The organism is Glaciecola sp. MF2-115 (genome assembly GCF_047250385.1).
Taxonomy (GTDB): domain Bacteria; phylum Pseudomonadota; class Gammaproteobacteria; order Enterobacterales; family Alteromonadaceae; genus Glaciecola.
In genome coordinates this window covers 46,405-64,947 of record NZ_JBLBVM010000054.1, presented here as the reverse complement: position 1 = coordinate 64,947, position 18,543 = coordinate 46,405, and the positions used below count along the sequence as shown (strand labels likewise).

General features: G+C 41.6%; 17 protein-coding genes. 11 read left to right on the top strand and 6 right to left on the bottom strand.

Annotated features, from left to right (window positions below):
• Nucleotides 1-115: 115 nt before the first annotated feature.
• Together ACKLNX_RS12255 and mpl are read right to left on the bottom strand one after the other, a co-directional pair.
• A complete protein-coding gene (locus tag ACKLNX_RS12255) occupies nucleotides 116-733 on the bottom strand; it encodes a flavin prenyltransferase UbiX (RefSeq protein ID WP_412972554.1) in 618 nt (205 codons plus the stop codon).
• Nucleotides 730-2,106: a UDP-N-acetylmuramate:L-alanyl-gamma-D-glutamyl-meso-diaminopimelate ligase gene (gene mpl / locus ACKLNX_RS12250; protein ID WP_412972704.1), complete on the bottom strand. Its 1,377-nt coding sequence runs from the start codon at nucleotides 2,104-2,106 to the stop codon at nucleotides 730-732. Before mpl ends, ACKLNX_RS12255 begins: the two co-directional genes overlap by 4 nt.
• A gap of 303 nt (nucleotides 2,107-2,409) precedes the next feature.
• Between mpl and ACKLNX_RS12245 the strand changes: the two genes are divergently transcribed.
• The 4 genes from ACKLNX_RS12245 to ACKLNX_RS12230 all read left to right on the top strand — a co-directional run bounded on the left by ACKLNX_RS12245 (nucleotide 2,410) and on the right by ACKLNX_RS12230 (nucleotide 6,351).
• Nucleotides 2,410-3,387, top strand: coding sequence for a class 1 fructose-bisphosphatase (locus tag ACKLNX_RS12245; protein WP_411692545.1), 978 nt, complete (start codon nucleotides 2,410-2,412; stop codon nucleotides 3,385-3,387).
• A 132-nt stretch (nucleotides 3,388-3,519) separates the two neighbouring features.
• Nucleotides 3,520-4,053 (top strand): inorganic diphosphatase, encoded by a 534-nt coding sequence (gene ppa, locus ACKLNX_RS12240; RefSeq protein ID WP_411692546.1) that lies wholly within the window; start codon nucleotides 3,520-3,522, stop codon nucleotides 4,051-4,053.
• A gap of 131 nt (nucleotides 4,054-4,184) precedes the next feature.
• Nucleotides 4,185-4,673 carry a DUF3299 domain-containing protein gene (locus ACKLNX_RS12235; RefSeq protein WP_412972553.1) on the top strand — a complete coding sequence of 163 codons (489 nt, stop codon included), beginning with the start codon at nucleotides 4,185-4,187 and terminating at the stop codon, nucleotides 4,671-4,673.
• Between the two features lie 58 nt (nucleotides 4,674-4,731).
• Nucleotides 4,732-6,351 carry a methyl-accepting chemotaxis protein gene (locus ACKLNX_RS12230; protein WP_412972552.1) on the top strand — a complete coding sequence of 540 codons (1,620 nt, stop codon included), beginning with the start codon at nucleotides 4,732-4,734 and terminating at the stop codon, nucleotides 6,349-6,351.
• A 62-nt stretch (nucleotides 6,352-6,413) separates the two neighbouring features.
• Here ACKLNX_RS12230 and ACKLNX_RS12225 read toward each other — a convergent pair whose 3' ends face one another.
• The 3 genes from ACKLNX_RS12225 to uvrA are packed head-to-tail and all read right to left on the bottom strand — an operon-like array spanning nucleotide 6,414 to nucleotide 10,464.
• On the bottom strand, nucleotides 6,414-7,121 hold the full coding sequence (locus tag ACKLNX_RS12225) for a 2OG-Fe(II) oxygenase (RefSeq protein WP_412972703.1): 708 nt from the start codon (nucleotides 7,119-7,121) through the stop codon (nucleotides 6,414-6,416).
• Nucleotides 7,122-7,166: 45 nt separating this feature from the next.
• On the bottom strand, nucleotides 7,167-7,565 hold the full coding sequence (locus tag ACKLNX_RS12220; protein ID WP_411692549.1) for an acyl-CoA thioesterase: 399 nt from the start codon (nucleotides 7,563-7,565) through the stop codon (nucleotides 7,167-7,169).
• Nucleotides 7,566-7,611: 46 nt separating this feature from the next.
• Nucleotides 7,612-10,464, bottom strand: a complete 2,853-nt coding sequence (uvrA, locus tag ACKLNX_RS12215) for an excinuclease ABC subunit UvrA (protein WP_411692550.1) — start codon at nucleotides 10,462-10,464, stop codon at nucleotides 7,612-7,614.
• Nucleotides 10,465-10,659: 195 nt separating this feature from the next.
• Between uvrA and ACKLNX_RS12210 the strand changes: the two genes are divergently transcribed.
• Nucleotides 10,660-12,015 carry an MFS transporter gene (locus tag ACKLNX_RS12210; RefSeq protein ID WP_412972702.1) on the top strand — a complete coding sequence of 452 codons (1,356 nt, stop codon included), beginning with the start codon at nucleotides 10,660-10,662 and terminating at the stop codon, nucleotides 12,013-12,015.
• Nucleotides 12,016-12,240: 225 nt separating this feature from the next.
• Complete coding sequence (locus ACKLNX_RS12205) at nucleotides 12,241-12,828, top strand: single-stranded DNA-binding protein (RefSeq protein WP_412972551.1); 588 nt, start codon at nucleotides 12,241-12,243, stop codon at nucleotides 12,826-12,828.
• A 251-nt stretch (nucleotides 12,829-13,079) separates the two neighbouring features.
• Here the strand turns inward: ACKLNX_RS12205 and ACKLNX_RS12200 are convergent, their stop codons facing one another.
• Nucleotides 13,080-13,316, bottom strand: coding sequence for a hypothetical protein (locus tag ACKLNX_RS12200; RefSeq protein ID WP_411692553.1), 237 nt, complete (start codon nucleotides 13,314-13,316; stop codon nucleotides 13,080-13,082).
• Between the two features lie 894 nt (nucleotides 13,317-14,210).
• Here ACKLNX_RS12200 and ACKLNX_RS12195 point away from each other — a divergent pair.
• Genes ACKLNX_RS12195 through mshL form a run of 5 tightly spaced genes read left to right on the top strand, consistent with a single transcriptional unit; the run spans nucleotide 14,211 to nucleotide 18,541 of the window.
• The gene (locus ACKLNX_RS12195; protein WP_412972550.1) at nucleotides 14,211-15,203 is read left to right on the top strand and encodes a biogenesis protein MshI; all 993 of its coding nucleotides are present in this window, start codon (nucleotides 14,211-14,213) and stop codon (nucleotides 15,201-15,203) included.
• Complete coding sequence (locus tag ACKLNX_RS12190; protein ID WP_412972549.1) at nucleotides 15,200-15,814, top strand: hypothetical protein; 615 nt, start codon at nucleotides 15,200-15,202, stop codon at nucleotides 15,812-15,814. The genes ACKLNX_RS12195 and ACKLNX_RS12190 overlap by 4 nt, the downstream gene beginning before the upstream one ends.
• Nucleotides 15,807-16,508 carry an MSHA biogenesis protein MshJ gene (locus tag ACKLNX_RS12185; RefSeq protein WP_412972548.1) on the top strand — a complete coding sequence of 234 codons (702 nt, stop codon included), beginning with the start codon at nucleotides 15,807-15,809 and terminating at the stop codon, nucleotides 16,506-16,508. Before ACKLNX_RS12190 ends, ACKLNX_RS12185 begins: the two co-directional genes overlap by 8 nt.
• Nucleotides 16,498-16,866, top strand: a complete 369-nt coding sequence (locus ACKLNX_RS12180) for a hypothetical protein (protein WP_412972547.1) — start codon at nucleotides 16,498-16,500, stop codon at nucleotides 16,864-16,866. Before ACKLNX_RS12185 ends, ACKLNX_RS12180 begins: the two co-directional genes overlap by 11 nt.
• A complete protein-coding gene (gene mshL, locus ACKLNX_RS12175) occupies nucleotides 16,859-18,541 on the top strand; it encodes a pilus (MSHA type) biogenesis protein MshL (RefSeq protein WP_412972546.1) in 1,683 nt (560 codons plus the stop codon). Before ACKLNX_RS12180 ends, mshL begins: the two co-directional genes overlap by 8 nt.
• The last annotated feature ends 2 nt before the right edge of the window (nucleotides 18,542-18,543 follow it).

Here is an 18,543-nt window from a genome sequence, read left to right as displayed (position 1 = left end):
TCAGGGCTCTTATTGGCTCAGGGCTGTTATTAGCTCAGGGTTGTTAATAGCTCAGGGCTGTTAATAGCTCATGGCTGTTTTTGGCTCCGGGCTGTAATCAGGCCAAAGCTGTTATTCATTTATGTTTTTTTCCATAGCCCCAACGTGCCACTAATCCTTGCTCAAGACCCACGTGGTCTAGAATGCGTGCAACAACGAAATCAACCAAGTCTTCAATGGTTTTTGGTTGGTGATAAAAGCCTGGAGCTGCTGGCATAATAGTGACACCCATTTGTGATAATTTCAGCATATTTTCTAAATGAATTGTTGAAAATGGCATTTCTCTTGGGACCAAAATTAACTGCCCTCGTTCTTTTATCACAACGTCTGCCGCTCGTTCAATAAGGTTGTCACTCGCACCTACGGCAATTGAAGATAAAGTGCCTGTTGAGCATGGGCATACAATCATTTGCTTTGGCGCGGCAGAGCCAGATGCCACGGGGGAGAACCATTCTTCTTTACCGCATACGGTTATTTGACCTTCTTGCGCTGAGAATTTTTCAGCAAAGAAACGTCCGGCGTCCTCGGGCTTGCTTGGGATCTTTAAGTCTTCTTCAGTGGCAAATACTACTTTAGCAGCCGATGATATAAGTAAAAACACTTTATAATCAGCTTTCACTAATTGCTCCAGCAACCTTAAGGCGTATGGAGCGCCAGAAGCACCTGTTATTGCCAGCGTGATTGATTTATTCAATGTGAATCCTTAAATTTCGACGCTAATGCATCGAGTAAACTTTGATGAATACCGTTGAAGCCGCCATTGCTCATTACAAGCACTTGGTCGCCAGGCTCAGCTTGTTCTACAACACTTTCAACGATGCTATCTGTATCTTGATATAGATGTACGGGGGCGATACTCGTTTCGACCAATTCTTGCATCGACCAATCAACATTAGCGGGTTCAAACAAGTATACCTGATTAGCTTGTTGCCATGAATTCGCAAGGGTTTCCTTGTGCACACCCATCTTCATTGTATTTGAGCGAGGCTCCAAAATTGCGATTATTTTCGCATCTCCGACTTTTTTTCGTAGCCCAGCTAATGTGGTTTGAATAGCGGTAGGGTGGTGCGCAAAGTCGTCGTAAACAGTTATCTGCGCGATGGTTCCTTTGGTTTCCATTCTGCGTTTTACGTTTTTAAAACGACTCAATGCGCTTATTGCATCCGCAGTTTGCACTCCTGCATGGTGTGCCGCAGCAATAGCCATCACAGCGTTGCTAATGTTGTGATCGCCAATCAAGTCCCACTTTACACAACCTACAAGCTGTTGTTTTTGGAATACCTTAAACTCGCTTCCGTCAGCTTCAATTAACTCTGTGCGCCAATCACTAGCATCAGTAAGTCCGACGCTTTGAACTTCACTCCAACAACCTTTTTGTAGCACTTCATCAAGATTATGATCTTCGAAGGGCGAAATAACCAAGCCGGTGGATGGCACGCAACGCACCAAATGGTGAAATTGTTTCTTAATAGCATCAAGGTTTTCAAAAATATCTGCGTGATCAAATTCTAAGTTGTTCATCACTAGTGTACGAGGACGATAATGCACAAATTTAGAACGCTTATCGAAAAACGCCGAATCATACTCATCAGCTTCAATTACGAAGAAAGGAGAGTCGCCAACTCTAGCAGAAACACCAAAGTTTTCAGGTACACCACCAATCAAGAAGCCAGGATTGAGACCAACATCCTCAAGTATCCAAGCAATCATACTTGAAGTCGTTGTTTTACCATGCGTGCCAGAAGCGGCTATCACCCAGCGATTAGTGAGTAAATTATCTAATAACCACTGAGGGCCACTGGTATATGGAAGATTGCGATTAAGGACATACTCCACTGCGGGGTTTCCTCGAGACATCGCGTTTCCGATAATTACCATGTCTGGAGCGGGATCAAATTGCTCAGTACCGAAACCCGCTGTCAATTCGATGCCCAACTGTTCAAGTTGAGTACTCATTGGCGGATAAACGTTGGTGTCGGAACCGGTCACAGTATGGCCGAGTGACTTTGCAATGGCTGCGATACCGCCCATAAAACTACCGCAAATGCCCAAAATATGTACGTGCATGTTTTTATTAATTTGTTTAGTCATTATTTGTTTAACTGTATCAAATCATGAGGACTTGAGGATCGTCTTTTTATTAAATTTTGGATTTTCCGAACTTTTACTAGTATTCACTTATGCTTAAACAGCTATTTTTTGCATACGTATGCAATAACAAGGTCGCATTTTAAGCACTTCCCAGATACAATTGTTAACCAAGATATGCAAGGAAACACCCTTTTACACACATTGCCTGTGCAAGTAGCAAGCTGTGTAAATTGCAAAAACTCAATGGTTTGATCTCTCACCTAAGGAACACTTGGTAATATGAAACGCTTAAACTCCCAGCTTCAACAAGATGGCGCCCCACTCGAACTCATTCTTTTAATACGTACTATATTAGCCGGTTGCAAAGAAATTTCTTTCCGCGTAAGCCAAGGTGCTTTGGCTGGTGTCTTAGGTTCTACTTTGTCTGAAAACGTTCAGGGTGAAACGCAAAAGAAGTTAGACGTTATCTCCAACCAAATTTTGAAAGATACTTTAAGAGAATCAGGCTACGTTAAAGCCATTTCTTCTGAAGAAGAAGATACCGTTGTTCCGTGTAATCCAGATGGAAATTATTTAGTTAGTTTCGACCCATTAGATGGTTCTTCTAATACCGAAATCAATAGTCTTATAGGCACGATATTTTCTATTACTCATGCGCCACAGTGGATGAAGCCAGATGACCCATCAGCATTCTTACAACCAGGCACACAAATTGTAGCCTCAGGTTACGTATTGTATGGCCCTTCAACGATGTTAGCGATGTCCACAGGCCGAGGCACACACCTTTATACGCTTGATAAAACCCATGGTGGTTTCCTAGTGACAGAGGCGAATATCCAAGTGCCAGAAGACACGTCAGAGTTTGCTATCAATGCATCTAACCAGCGCCATTGGGAAGAACCAATTCAGCAATATGTTAAGGATTTAATCGCGGGTTCAGAAGGACCTCGTGGAAAAGATTACAATATGCGTTGGGTGGCAGCGATGGTAGGTGATATTCATCGTGTCCTTTGTCGTGGCGGTATCTTTGCCTATCCTTTTGACAAGCGTAACCCCAAAATGCCGGGTAAATTGCGCCTTCTTTATGAAGCAAACCCAATGGCGTTCTTAATGGAGCAAGCAGGTGGATTAGCTGATACTGGAAGCGGCCGTATTCTTGAAGTGATGCCTGAAGAAATTCATCAGCGCGTACCCACATTGTTAGGTTCGAAAAACGAAATATTAGCTTGCTTGGAATATTACAAGTCGGCGAAATAAAGAATTAGCAAAGAAATAACAAAGATATAGGAGCTTGAAGCGCATGAGACGAAACTCTTAGGCGCTTTATGTAGATAGTATGCCGATATTTTCTTATAATCGCGGCAATTATTTTATTAATAGGAAATATCCATGAGCTTAAATGATGTGCCAGTAGGCAAAAACGCACCTGATGAAGTGAACGTTATCATCGAAATCCCAGCATACTCAACGCCAGTTAAGTACGAAGTAGATAAAGACACTGGCGCACTTTTCGTTGACCGTTTTATGGCAACTTGCATGCAATACCCAGCGAACTACGGTTATGTAAATTTGACCTTGTCTGACGATGGCGATCCAGTTGATGTACTAGTGATGTCTCCACACCCACTTATTGCGGGTTCAGTTATTAAGTGTCGTCCTGTTGGCGTACTTAAAATGACTGATGAGTCAGGCGAAGATGCGAAGGTTATTGCGGTGCCAGTATCTAAACTAACTAAAATTTACGATGATGTTCAGAATATTGAAGATGTCCCTGGTTTGTTAAAGAATCAAATTGAGCATTTCTTCTCTCACTATAAAGATCTTGAACCAAACAAATGGGTTAAGATTGAAGGCTGGGCTGATATTGATGCTGCTAAAGCTGAAATTACAGAAAGCATTGAGCGTTATAATAAGACGGCTTAAGCGTCGTTTTTGTACACCCTCAATAGTAAGAATATAGAAGCTCGCTTTTAGCGAGCTTTTTTTTGCTCGATATTTGAGTACTAAAGTCTATACTATTGATCCAATAATAATATGTGATAAAGGACAGCTTGTTGAAAAATCAATCTAAATTTGGGTTATTATTAATCACTTGGTGCTTGTTTACCGTAGCTTTTTCTGCAACGGCGGATGAAAAACCTAAAGAATTGTACTGGGAAGATATGGTTCCTAAAGACTATATTGTTCCGCCTAGTGCCGTCGATCATAACGGACAAATGACCCAGCTTGAACCTGACGCTCCCCTGCTTGAAGAATTAAATGGGCAGTTTGTGAAGATTCCTGGCTTCGTGGTTCCTTTGGAAGGCGATGCCGATAATATTACGGAATTTTTGCTAGTTCCTTATTTTGGTGCTTGCATCCATGTACCACCGCCACCGTCAAATCAGATAGTTTATGTAAAATTTTCTGAAGGTGTGCCGATAAACAATCTATACGACGCCGTTTGGGTAACAGGCATACTCTCTACAGACGGTTGGAAAGGGGATATCGCAACAGTAGGCTATACCTTAAAAGGTCAACTAGTTACTGAGTTCGAGGGATAGACATACACCAATTTTGTACTAGTAAAAGTGCGCAAACATAAAATAAGTTAGGTGAAGTATGAATTTTTTGGCTAAGCTTTCGATTGCTAAGAAACTGTTTTTGATTCCAATTATTGGAACACTCAGTTTTGCGACGTACATTGGTATAAGTACTTACACTGCTTACAATAATGTTGCACTGCTAGACGACGCACGTACTAAGCAAACTCCCGCTCTATTGAAATCACGCGAAGCCCTGAATTCAATGGAAAGTGTGAAGGAAAGCTTGAGTGCAGCAGTGACCACCGGTGACGAAGAAAGTTTGCTGAAAGCCGAAACCCTTGCAACAAAAACCTCTGATAACCTTAAATTCATTGTCCGCCTTGATGACAGTATGGCATCAGAGGTTAGCCCAATATTACAAGATTTCGATTCTTATTTTCAAATTGCTTACGACGTGAGTAAGTCGATGGTTGACAATACTGCAGATTTTTCGAAGCTGCAGTCCTCGCTATTAGAAATGAATGCTTTATACGACAAAGCAAGCGCAGACCTAAAAGCATTTAGTGATCAGCGCGAAATTTCGTTTGAAGAAGCAATTTCCGGCGCTAACGACTCAGCTAAATCATTGATTACACTTGGTATCATAATGGGTCTCGCGACAATGGTGATACTGTTCTTGACGGCCTTGCCTATCATTAATAACCTTCGAAAAAGCATTGTCGACGTCGTTAAATCACTCAAAGATATGGCGCAAGAGGATGGTGACTTAACTATACGCATCAAAACTGAAAATGCTGATGAGATTGGTGATTTAGTTTACTGGTTCAATCAATTTATCGAGAAACTTCAGGGTGTAGTCCAAGATATTGGTAATTCAAGTAAGCCTTTATCGAACCTTGCTGAAAATCTAAATCAAGTTTCAAACCAAGCTCGACAAACAATTTCTTCGCAACAAACGGCTGCGGCAGATGCTAAGGCAGCGGTTGATGAAATGACAACAAGTGTTGATGCAGTCGCGAATAGTGCGAATGAGGCCGCTATGGCAGCCGGTGAAGCTTCAACTGCGGCAGATGATGGTCAACGTGTCGTGAATCAAACAGTTAACAGTATTCAAAGTTTAGCGGCTCGGGTAGAAGAAACCGCTGTTGTTATCAAAAAGCTAGAAGAAGATTCAAATCAAGTAGGCGTAGTACTAGATGTGATAAAAGGCATCGCAGAGCAAACTAACTTACTTGCCCTGAATGCGGCCATTGAAGCAGCGAGAGCCGGTGAGCAAGGTCGCGGGTTCGCTGTTGTAGCCGATGAGGTTAGAACATTAGCATCACGCACACAGAAATCGACGGAAGAAATACAAGCAACGATTGAGCAATTACAAAACGCAGCGCGTTCAGCGGTATCAGTAATGGCGAAAGGAACAGAGCAAGCAACTATTAGTGTTGATGAAGCTAACAAAGCGGGCACTAGCTTAAATGCCATTACGGATACAATTAGTCGTATTACTCGCATGAATGATCAAATTGCCAATTCGACCAGTGAGCAACAGAGAGTTGCCGATATGATTTCGTCTAACGTTGATGAGATCAATGACCGTACCGAAGATACGACTTCAAGTTCTGAACAGCTTACTTTAGTGAGTGCAGAGCTAGAGCAGTTGTCGAAAGATTTCAACCGAATCATGCAGCAATTTAAATACTAAGATTTTTACTTCGCTAAAAAATAACGCCGCTTCATTTAGTTTGACGCGGCGTTTTTTCTTTTTTAGCCTTGCGAGTAAATGCGTTCAGCGGGATTGAATAATACCCATGACGTGAGAATGTATTTGTCGTTGGATATTGGAATATTGCCGCGATGAGTATGTGTAAAACCACTTGGCGCAATTACCATTCTGCCTGCTTTAGGACTAATCTTCTTATCCTGATAATAAAACTCGGTTTCTCCACCTTCTTCTACATCATTCAAATAAAACATAAATAACAAGTTACGGTGAAGCGCATCATTGGAGCCTTGCTGGGGGTAATTCTCTGAATGCCAATACGGATAACCACCGTCGCCTAAAGTATATTTTTGGGCGTTAATTTCGCCTAGTCGAAATAAGTAGTTAACAACTTGTGGTAAACGGGGTAGTAATTGCTCATCGAAGTTATCGGCAGTGATTTTTACCGGTTCGCCGGTTTTTAAATCGGCCATCGTTAAGCCAATAGGACCAATCAAAGCGAAGTAATAGGTTTTAAAGTAGTCGAGCAAGTGCTGGCCAGTGACAGCGGCTACTTGTTGGTACACTTCTTTAAATTCTTCGTGACGAGATATAGAGACATCCGTTGAACGTTTCTTACTTGTATCCACGCCGCCACCCGTTTTGCCGGGCGCTAGATGCTTACTTGACTCGAAGATCTTGATGATGTCTTGGCACAGCTCAGGCGAGAGCGCGTTGTCTATTACGCTAATGAAATCTGTATTCTTCAAGATGATGTCCTATCTAAAACGATTGTCTTTACTTTAAGTTGTGCGATTCTACTCAAGATCTATTTTATGCTCTTCAAGCATTGCTCGAATATCATCAGGTATACGCACCGCTTTTTTACTCGCGTAATCGAACCGTACCAAGGTTGTTGTTCCCTTGGCTTTTTTCGTATCTGATTGCCACACTTCTTGATAGACAACAAACGAGCTGTTTCCAATGTGACTTATCCACGTTTTTATTTCAACAGGATCTGCGAGGTAAATTTGCTCCAAGAAGTCGACATTATAATTGGCCAAAATTAATGGCCAATTATTTAAGTCGAGCGTAGGCGTAAAAAATTTGAAAATAGGCAAGCGAGCGGTTTCGAACCAACCAACTAAGGCCGTATTGCCGACATGTTGCAAACCATCTGTTTCATAAAAGCGAACATCAAATTTAATACTTAACATTTCTTTTCCTTCTTCTATCTTACGACTTCCTAATAAAGACTTATTTCTACTTCACTTGGCCTTGCTTCACCGCAAGCATCGGCGTCAAAAACTTACCAGTGTGCGAAGCGTCAACTTTACAAATATCTTCAGGCGTACCTTCAGCGACGATTAAGCCGCCACCAGAGCCACCTTCAGGGCCTAGATCAATGACCCAGTCAGCGGTTTTAACGACATCAAGGTTGTGCTCAATTACAACAACTGTGTTGCCATGATCACGTAAGCGATGCAGCACTTCTAAAAGCTGTTTAATATCATGAAAATGCAAACCAGTAGTTGGCTCATCTAAGATATACAGAGTTTGACCCGTATCGCGCTTAGACAACTCTTTAGCAAGCTTCACACGTTGGGCTTCACCACCGGACAATGTGGTCGCCGACTGGCCTAATCGAATATAAGAAAGCCCTACGTCCATTAGGGTTTGGAGCTTGCGATTGATAGCAGGAATAGCATCGAAGAATTCACGTGCATCTTCAACCGTCATTTCCAAAATTTCATGAATATTTTTGTTCTTATAGCGAATCTCGAGAGTTTCACGGTTATATCGCTTACCAGCACAAACATCACAAGGCACGTAAACATCGGGTAGGAAATGCATCTCTACTTTTATTAGGCCATCACCTTGGCAGGCTTCGCAGCGTCCGCCTTTCACGTTGAAACTGAAGCGGCCAGGTTTGTAGCCGCGCGAGCGTGATTCTTGTGTGCCAGCAAAAATTTCACGAATAGGTGTGAATATACCCGCGTAAGTTGCAGGGTTCGAGCGCGGCGTTCTGCCAATTGGGCTCTGGTCGATGTCGACCACTTTATCCATGTGCTCTAAACCCGTAATCGATTTATAAGGAGCAGGCTCATTCGTGGTGGCACGGTTTAATTCGCGTTGGGCAATACGATAAAAAGTATCGTTAATGAGGGTTGATTTACCTGAACCCGAAACACCAGTAATACAGGTCATTAAACCCTGCGGAATTTTTAGATTCACCGATTGTAAATTGTTACCTGTGGCACCAGTTAGAGTTACCCATTCACGATTTTTCGTGCTATTTCGCTTCTTAGGTATTTCAATATATTCTCGCCCTGATAAGTACTTACCAGTAAGCGATTGTTCACTATCCATTATGTCTTGAAGCGAACCTTGAGCAATGATTTCGCCTCCATGGACACCAGCACCAGGGCCAATATCGACAATGTAATCAGCTTCTTTGATGGCATCTTCATCGTGTTCAACCACAATGACGGTGTTACCTAAATCACGCAAATGGCGAAGTGTTTCTAGCAGTCTTGCGTTGTCGCGTTGGTGCAAACCAATGGATGGTTCATCCAGAACGTACATCACGCCAACTAAGCCAGCACCAATTTGGCTGGCTAGTCTTATGCGCTGTGCTTCACCGCCTGATAAGGTATCGGCACTGCGAGAGAGCGATAGGTAATTCAAACCAACGTTAACCAGGAAGGCTAGGCGGTCTTTTATTTCTTTTAAAATTTTGTCAGCGATAGCTGCGCGTTGTCCGCTTAGCTCTAAGTTAGTGAATAAGTCTAAACATTCGGCAATCGACATCTCGGCTACTTGCGGTAAGTTTGTACCGTCGATGAAGACGTTACGCGCTTCGAGTCGCAATCTCGTGCCTGAGCATGCAGAACAGTGCTGATGGCTCATATATTTGCCCAGCTCTTCACGCACTGTATTCGATTCTGTTTCACGATAACGGCGTTCCATGTTCGGAATGATGCCTTCGAATGGATGCTTGCGCTCCATGATATCGCCGCGTTCATTAATGTACTTAAACTTAATTGAAGTGCCTTTACTACCATAAAGCACAATATCTTTGGCTTTCTTATCGAGCTCTTCAAATGGTGTGTTTAAGTCAAACTCATAATGATCGGCAACGGATTGAAGCATTTGAAAGTAGTAATAACTGCGCTTGTCCCAACCACGTATGGCACCGCCGCTTAAACTAATTTCATTATTCCCCACAACGCGATGCGGGTCGAAAAATTGCCTTGTACCCAAACCATCACATGTCTGGCAGGCACCCGCGGGGTTGTTGAATGAGAATATTCTTGGCTCTAATTCGGTAATGCTATAGCCACAATGCGGGCAAGCAAAGTTGGCTGAAAAGACAATTTCTTCTTTGTGTTTCTCTTCTTCATCCATATATGCAACTTTAGCCGAGCCTGACGACAAGGTTAACGCTGTTTCAAAGGACTCAGCTAAACGCAGTTGCAAGTCTTCACGCACTTTAAAGCGATCGACGACCACTTCAATCGTGTGTTTTTTATGTAGGTCGAGAGTAGGCGGATCGGTCAAGTCACAAACTTCGCCATCGATTCGAGCGCGAATAAAGCCTTGTGCAGACAAACCTTCTAATGTTTTTACATGCTCACCCTTTCGATCTTGCACTACGGGTGCCAACAGCATCAGTTTCGTGCCTTCAGGCATTTCTAATACGCGGTCAACCATTTGGCTCACAGTTTGTGCATTCAGAGCAACATCATGGTCTGGACACTTTGGTATACCTACGCGGGCGAATAACAAACGTAAATAATCGTAGATTTCGGTGATCGTACCTACGGTTGAGCGTGGGTTGTGCGAGGTCGACTTCTGTTCGATTGATATAGCAGGTGACAAGCCTTCGATATGGTCCACATCGGGCTTTTCCATCATCGATAAAAACTGTCGGGCATATGCTGAAAGTGATTCAACATAACGGCGCTGACCTTCAGCGTATAAAGTGTCAAATGCGAGAGAAGATTTTCCTGAACCGGATAAACCAGTGATGACGACGAGTTTGTCTCGTGGGAGAACAATATCGATGTTTTTCAGATTATGGGTGCGAGCCCCGCGAACTTCTATTTTATCCATGTTGCCTTAGATCAGATGGTGCCGAAACAATCAATTAGTATGACACAAATTTGCAAGAAAATATGCGTTTGTTACGGATTCTACTTAGAAGGGATCATGCGCTAATGAGTCCGACAAGTTCTTATGCTAGAATTGCGCGGCTTCAGTTTACTGAATATAGAATTAACCAAATCAAGCCATGGAAATCATAAGAACTTGAATCGACAAGAAACACGTGCGGCCATTAGTTTAGCTTTAGTATATGTATTGCGTATGCTGGGTTTATTTATGGTCATCCCCGTTCTCGCAATTGCAGCTGTGGAATATCCTGACTATTCACCCATGCTAGTTGGTTTAGCAATAGGAGGGTATGGCTTAACCCAAGCAATTTTGCAAATTCCAATGGGTGTTTTATCAGATAAGTGGGGACGCAAACCTGTTATTTATATAGGGCTTTGTTTCTTTGCTATCGGAAGCCTTGTTTCTGCAAATGCCGATTCGATGGCAATGCTAACCTTTGGGCGAATATTGCAAGGTGCTGGCGCCATTGCAGGTGCTGTGATGGCACTGGCAGCCGATGTTACTCGCGAATCCGAACGCGCGAAAGTGATGGCGATTATTGGTGTTTCCATTGGCTTTTCTTTTTACGTGGCTTTATTGACTGGGCCTATTATTGCGGGTCTTTATGGTATTCAAGGGATCTTCTGGATAACTGCCGTACTTACTGTATGTTGTTTACCTTTAGTTAAATTTGGCGTTCCGACTCCGAAAGAAAACAGCCCTTCAGGTGATGCGTTGCCCCAGTTGAGTCAATTGAAAAATCTGGTTCAAGATCCCAATTTATGGCGTTTGAATGCGAGTGTCCTAATCGTTCATTTGCTAATTACGTGCTTTTTTGTGCAGGTGCCCGTTTTACTTACACAGATAGATTTTGGTCTTGATGAGCATTGGAAAATCTACACACCTATTTTGTTTGTCTCAATACTGATTTTGGTCCTATTGATGAAAGTGTGTAAGCAGCTTAAATCTTCAACTTCTTTCACTATTTCTTTAGTTTTTATGGCAATAGGATTTGGCTTGTTTCTTTTGCCTGGACTAAATTGGCCTATCATTTTACTCGCAGGTACCTTATTTTTTGCCGGCTTTAATTACATGGAAGCACACATGCCAGTGATGGTGTCGAGTATTGCTCCTGCCGGAAAGAAGGGCAGTGCGATGGGAATCTATGCGAGTTCCCAGTTCTTTGGCGCTTTTCTTGGCGGTATTTTGTCAGGAGCCTTAACAACTTGGCTTGGTCCTAAACTAGCCTTAGTCGCTTGTTTGGTAATCATTCTGATAGCTATGTTTATTGTGTCGGGCTTACAAAAAGCGACAAAAGTGAAAAGACTCACTTTGAGTATTCCACAGGCAAACTTGGCGAAGTTCATAGCGCAACCGTCGCTACTCGAAAATGATCTGACAAAACTGAAAGGTGTACATGAAGTGTTCGTTGATACTGAAAAACGTGCGGTTTATTTGAAAGTAGAAACGCAAGGTTTTGACATCGAAAAAGCTAAAGCATTGATAAGTTAAGAAAGATCTAAAATAAGATATTTACAATGCTGAACTAAAGTTGGTTTTATCGCAAAATGACGTGAATTGCATGTGCAATACTTCAAATACAATAGTATATTAGAGAGCAGAATTAAGTCGTAAATTAAAGTTCGAATTTGTGAGCGAAAGCAGTTTCGGTTTTCTCAAAATAAGACATAACAACGACATTTAAAAAAATTAAAAGTGTAAATAACAGGAGTTAGCATGGCCTCTAGAGGTGTGAATAAAGTAATCTTAGTTGGCAATTTAGGTAACGATCCAGAAGTTCGATATATGCCTAATGGTAATGCCGTTGCCAATTTGAGTATCGCCACTAGTGAAAGTTGGAAAGATCAACAAGGTCAACTTCAAGAAAAAACAGAATGGCATAAAGTGACAATGTACCGTCGTTTAGCAGAAGTCGCTGGCGAATATTTGAAAAAAGGCTCTCAAATTTACTTAGAAGGTAAATTGCAAACGCGTAAGTGGCAGGATCAGCAAGGAAACGATCGTTACACTACTGAAGTGATTGCAGACCAAATGCAAATGCTAGGCGGGCGTAATGAAGGCGCCGGTGGTGGTCAAAATTCTGGTGGCGGCCAAGGCGGTTACCAGCAGCGTCCAGCAGATAACCAAGGTGGTCACTCAAATCAGGGCGGTCAGTCAAATCAAGGTGGATACCAACAAGGTGGCGGTCAGTCTAACCAAGGTGGTGGTTATCAGAAACCAGCACAATCGCCACAACAGGCGCCACAAAAGGCACCACCAATGGCAGAGCCTGATTTTGATTTTGACGATGATATTCCATTCTAGGCTGGAATTTTACTTAAGACATGCTTTTGTAAAGTATCAAGCTACAGTCCAATGATAGCTTGATGTTGAAAAATATTATAAAAGGCCGCTATCAAGCGGTCTTTTTAATTTTATTAGAAAAACGATGTTGAAAAATAACTTCAAAAGCCGCTGTTAAGCGGCTTTTGAAGTATTACTGATAAATACCTATCAAGCCCTTAATTTAAGGGCTTTTTTATCTCAACGAAATCTCGTTGATAGAATTTAAAAAACTACCACCAGAATTTTCCATCACGCGTGCGAGTCATAGAAACGGCGCCGGACTGCCCATTTGTAAAGTCGCCATAAGGTTTTACATTAGTGTCGCTTGCTTGCGTGTGAACAATGGCATACCAATTGTTACCCTCTTTATACACGCCAGGGGAGCGTTCCCAAATAGCATTTGGATTGCCATCGAGCCAAGCTTCAGCCCGCACGAATGAGTAACGTTTATGGTTTGAAGTGTCCATTTTTTACTAACTAGCGATGCAAGCGCGTCATTTGCGACGTGCCTTTATAAAAGCATTAAAACTGCATGTATACTCTTGCAATTATTCTTGCATGCCAACAAGGGCCTGAACTATCCGTGAAGTAGGTGCTTAAAGATAACAAATCGGGCAGTTAAAAAAGGAAGAAAGTTGTACGTTAGAAATATACGAACGAAATAGAATCTACCGGACTTTTGCGCCCTTTTGTAAAAATTAACACCAAGCAAGCTGAATAACAGTTATGATTAAAAACGGCTTTAGATAACAAGCTTGGCTTTCTATCAACTGTCAGAATACAAACATCTTCTTCGTAAATAAGGCTCGTAAATACGCTCTCTTGAGTGAACTAGATTTTTGCAGTAACTGCATGAGCATTGAGCTAGCTGGCGCTTTAGGCATTTTAACCTGAGTTATCATTGATGTAAGTCAGTTCTGATTCATTCAATTTTAAAAATTTAAGGTGGTGGGGTGATTCTAGTCGTCGCTTTTGCAAAAAGTCATCAATTACCATGATTTTTGTAACTTAGGTGCACTTCATAAAAACCTCTAAATTATTGATTTAATGTAGCTGTAGGCCACTGAGAACAAGGGATGTCGTGACAGATACTCAAACTGTATAATGTACGATACGTATACTCCGCACAGCAGGTTGTTGCTTTTTACATACCTAAAGACCAAATCCGATCACATACAATCATTTCGTAATAAAGCGTTTGGAAAGGTTAAGAGAATTTTTTCAATGTCGATAAAACTAGTGGTGATTGAATTAAGCTGTTTAAAATAAACAAGTTAAGTTTCAAAAATCACCTTCGATGTTAGAATTGTTCACATAACGTTTTCCTTTTAGCCCAAACAACCAATAGGCACGAATATCTTATGCGTTTGAGTTGGCGACAACTTATCAAGTCAAAACTAAAAGGGAAGTCATCGTACTTCTCTATCGGTATCGCTTTTTCTGGCGAAAGCGTGATGTTGTGCGCTTTGCAAAAACAAGGCGACGAGTTGCAGTGGGTATTGGATGCGAGCTTTAGTCATTCAAACTGGCAGGAGCAATTAGCTGAATATGTTCGGAGTCACAAATTAGCCAATACTGATTGCTACGTGTCTTTAACATCACATTGGTATCAGTTATTGCAAATAGAACAGCCAAATGTGCCTGAAGAAGAAATCTATGCCGCTCTTGGTTGGCCATTGAAAGATTTATTACCCCCAAATGTCGAATACGTTTACGATTACTTAAATCCGCCTGCGCAGGCAGCAGGTCAAGCAAAGTTAAGTGTTGTTGCTATTCCTCATAAAGACATTGAGAGGATTAGCCAAGGTATTTACGAGGCTGATTTAACCCTTAAAAGTATTTCTGTAGAAGAAACTGCTACGGTAGAGCTCACTCCCTCATCTGAAGACGCAATAATGAGTTTGGTGCAAGAGCACGGTGAGGAAATCGTACTCAATATTGTTAAAAACAATAAATTGTATTTCACGCGTCGTCTGAAAGGTTTCGAAAATTTAGGTAGCTACAGTGAAAGTGAACTCTCTATGGGGATTACTGAATCACTTTGTGTGCAAATCCAGCGTTCAATGGATTATTTCGAAAGCCAACTTAGACAATCTCCGGTGCGTAAAGTCCTACTCAAACTGGATACAGCCTTAGCAGATCAACTTGCAGCTCAAATTCAAGAGAACATGGGCTTGCCCGTTAGTCCCTTTGAACCCGAAATTACGTGTGGTGCAGGCTTTAATTTCAAAATGGCAAGTTTTTCATGCTTAGGTGCTGCTTATATCAAGCAAGCGCTTATTATAGAAGAACAAAAAGCTAAACTAAATGAAGCTGATGGAATCACTCAGAAAAGTCCTGAGGTGGCGTCATGAAGACTCGTATTAATTTATATCGTGACGAGTTTAAACCGCAGTTTGTATGGGTTTCTGCAACTAACTCACTCGTTTTCGGAGTCATTGCACTATTAGTAATGGGCGCAATCTATTTTGGTATTTGGCAAGATCAAAGCTCACGCGAGCAAGAACTAGCGGAAATCAAATCCAGCATCGAAACGAAGAAAAGTAAACTTGATCAATTAACTAAGCAATTAACGCAACGTAAAAAAGATCCTGCATTGTTGAATCAGTTAAGCAGTCAGCAAGTTCGATTATCAACTGCCAAACACCTTGCAGACAAACTTGAGAGCTTAAGCAAAATGCAAGAAGACAGCTTCTCGAGTGCGCTGACTAGTTTTGCAGAAATAAATAACAGCAGCGTATGGTTAACGCAATTTAAAGTTAACGATGCGGAAATTGTCATCGAAGGGAATATCAATAAACCTGGTGCGCTGCCAATGTGGCTTAAATCGATTGGCAAAACTGATTTCTTTGAAAATAGAAAGTTTAGTGCTGCTACCGTATATAGAACGGAAGAGCAATTAAGCTTCAGAATTCAAAGTAAAGCCTCGAAAGCGCAAACCATGCAAGGAGAAGCCAATGAGTAGTTCAATGGGTAACCTTGAGGCGAAGTTCAATGCTATTTCGCCACGTGAGCAAAAGCTTGTATTTTATGCAGTTCCTTTTGTGATTTGCTTTGTATTTATTCTTGGTTTAATTGAACCAGCCATTACACAAACAATCGAAACACGCCAAGAAATCACGGACGCTAAGTTTAGTTTGGTAGACATAACTTATAGTGTTGATTCAGTTCAGGCACAGCTTAATATCGATCCTAACACTGAAACGCGAAATCAGATTGCAGCGGTTAACGAACAAATTTTGATTTTAGAAAAACAGTTTACTCGTGAGCTCGAACAACTAGTGCCGCCAGCAGCAATGCCGTTTGTGCTAGAGCAACTATTTGTAGATGCTAAGAAGCTGAAGCTCATTGGTATGTCTTCTATCGTGCCTATTAATATTTTTGAGAATGCACCAAAAGTTGATGAAAAAGAAAATGCCGACGTAGCTAAACAAGAAGGCAAAAAAGAAATTGTCCCTGAGTTATTTAAACACGGTTTGAGAATTAGCTTTGAAGGTTCCTTCTTCGATACCCGTGAGTTTTTGCTTGCGGCTGAAAAAATGCCTTGGAAATTACATTGGCAAGAAATCAAATTTGAAGTAGATGAATACCCACGAGCTAGAGTTGACATTGAGTTGTTTACTCTAAGCACAAGCGAGGCGTATATCCATGTTAATTAGTAAATTCAGTAAGCTATGTATTGCACTTTCACTAAGTTGTGTTGCGATTTCATTACAAGCACAAACGCTGACTGACCCGACACGTCCGCCGGGACAGAATCAGCTTACGCTTGAAAGCGCAAATGCCACTTCTAATACCTCGGTTAATGTGACGGCAGTATTTAAAAAGAATGAAGTATTTTACGCGGTAATTAACAATAGTTGGTTGAAAAAGGGTGAGAGAATGGGCGCTTGGCGTGTTACAGACATCACTCAGTCCGGCGTGTTTTTAAAGAATGAGAATGAACCCGAGGCAATTCCTCTTAGGTTTTTGGTAAATGAAAAAAGTGATTTTAAGAAGCAGACAAATAATGAATAATTTACGTATCTGCAAAGCATTAAGTCTTTGTTTTATTGCAATTTCTCTGGCTGGTTGTCAATCAACGGGTAGCAGCAGTCATGTTGAAAAGTCACTCGCAAAAGAGCTAGATGCTCAAATGCAAGTACCGGAACAGCAAGCTGCTCCTGAATTAGAGGCCGCGGTGTCTGATTATTTGTTGGCTGGTGAAATAACAACACCTACGAACACGCTGTTCGCAGCTGATAAGTACGACATCAATGCAAGACAAATTGATGCAGTGAGCTTTTTCTCTGGACTTGTAAAAGACACGCCATTTTCGGTGGCGATACACCCTGAGGTTACTGGGTTAATTTCACTTGACCTTAAGCAAGTTGATCTCGACACAATTTTTGAATTGATTTCTGACTTATATGGTTTCCATATTGCTCGTGCAGGCAATGTTTATAAAGTTTACCCTGCTGGAATGCGTACCGAAACATTCTCAGTTAACTATCTGTTGATGCAACGCGACGGTAACACTCAAACGAGTATTATCTCTGGTGGCGTATCTGAAAACGGCAACAGCAATAATAATAACGGCGGCAACAATGGTGGCAACAATAACTTCAGTGGTAATTCACAAGTAAGTAATAACCAAGGTGGCGGTAACGGAAATTTAGGTAACGGTATCGGTTCCAATGGCACATCGATTACTACAAGAACAGAAACAAATTTCTGGGAAAACCTCGAAAAAAGTTTGAAAGAGATGCTAGGCACAGACAAAGGTCGTTCAGTGCTCGTTTCACCACAAGCTGGTTTAGTGACGGTAAGAGCTTTGCCTAGTGAATTGAAAACGATTGGTAACTTCCTAAACATCTCTGAAGAGAGCTTACAACGCCAAGTCATTATTGAAGCGCGTATTTTAGAAGTTGTCTTAGACGATGAATACCAACAAGGCATCAACTGGACGCAAGTATTGTCTCATGCTGGCAGTACTGATATTAGTTTCTCTACCTCTGCGGGTAATTTTGCAAATGACATCGCTGCTTCTCTTGGCGGTATCACTAGCTTGTCCTTCTTAAATAAAGACTTCAGTGGTGTGCTGAATTTATTAGATACACAAGGCAATGTACAAGTGCTTTCAAGCCCTCGTGTAACAGCGATTAACAACCAAAAAGCGGTTATAAAAGTGGGCAACGATGAGTATTTTGTTACTGATGTTTCCACATCTAATACAATCACATCAAGCTCAACTTCAGTTACGCCGGATATTGGTCTAACGCCATTCTTCAGCGGTATTGCTTTAGATGTGACACCACAAATTGACGAAAACGGCAGTATTCTATTACACATTCATCCTTCAGTTATCGAAACTGAAGAACAAGAAAAAGTGATCACGCTTAACGAAGAGCAGTACATATTGCCTCTTGCGCAAAGCACTATTCGTGAATCAGATACGATTATTCGTGCAACATCTGGCGAAATTGTGGTTATTGGTGGTTTGATGCAGTCCATCGTTACTAATGAAAACTCTCAAACACCTTTGCTCGGCGACATTCCTTTCTTAGGAAACTTGTTCAAAAGCAAGCGTGAAAAAGAAGTGAAAAAAGAACTCATTATTTTGTTGAAGCCAACAGTGGTTGGTAAAAACACGATGCGCGATCAGATCGAAGCGAGTCGTGCACAAATGGCCGATTGGTTGTACGTGGAGTAATC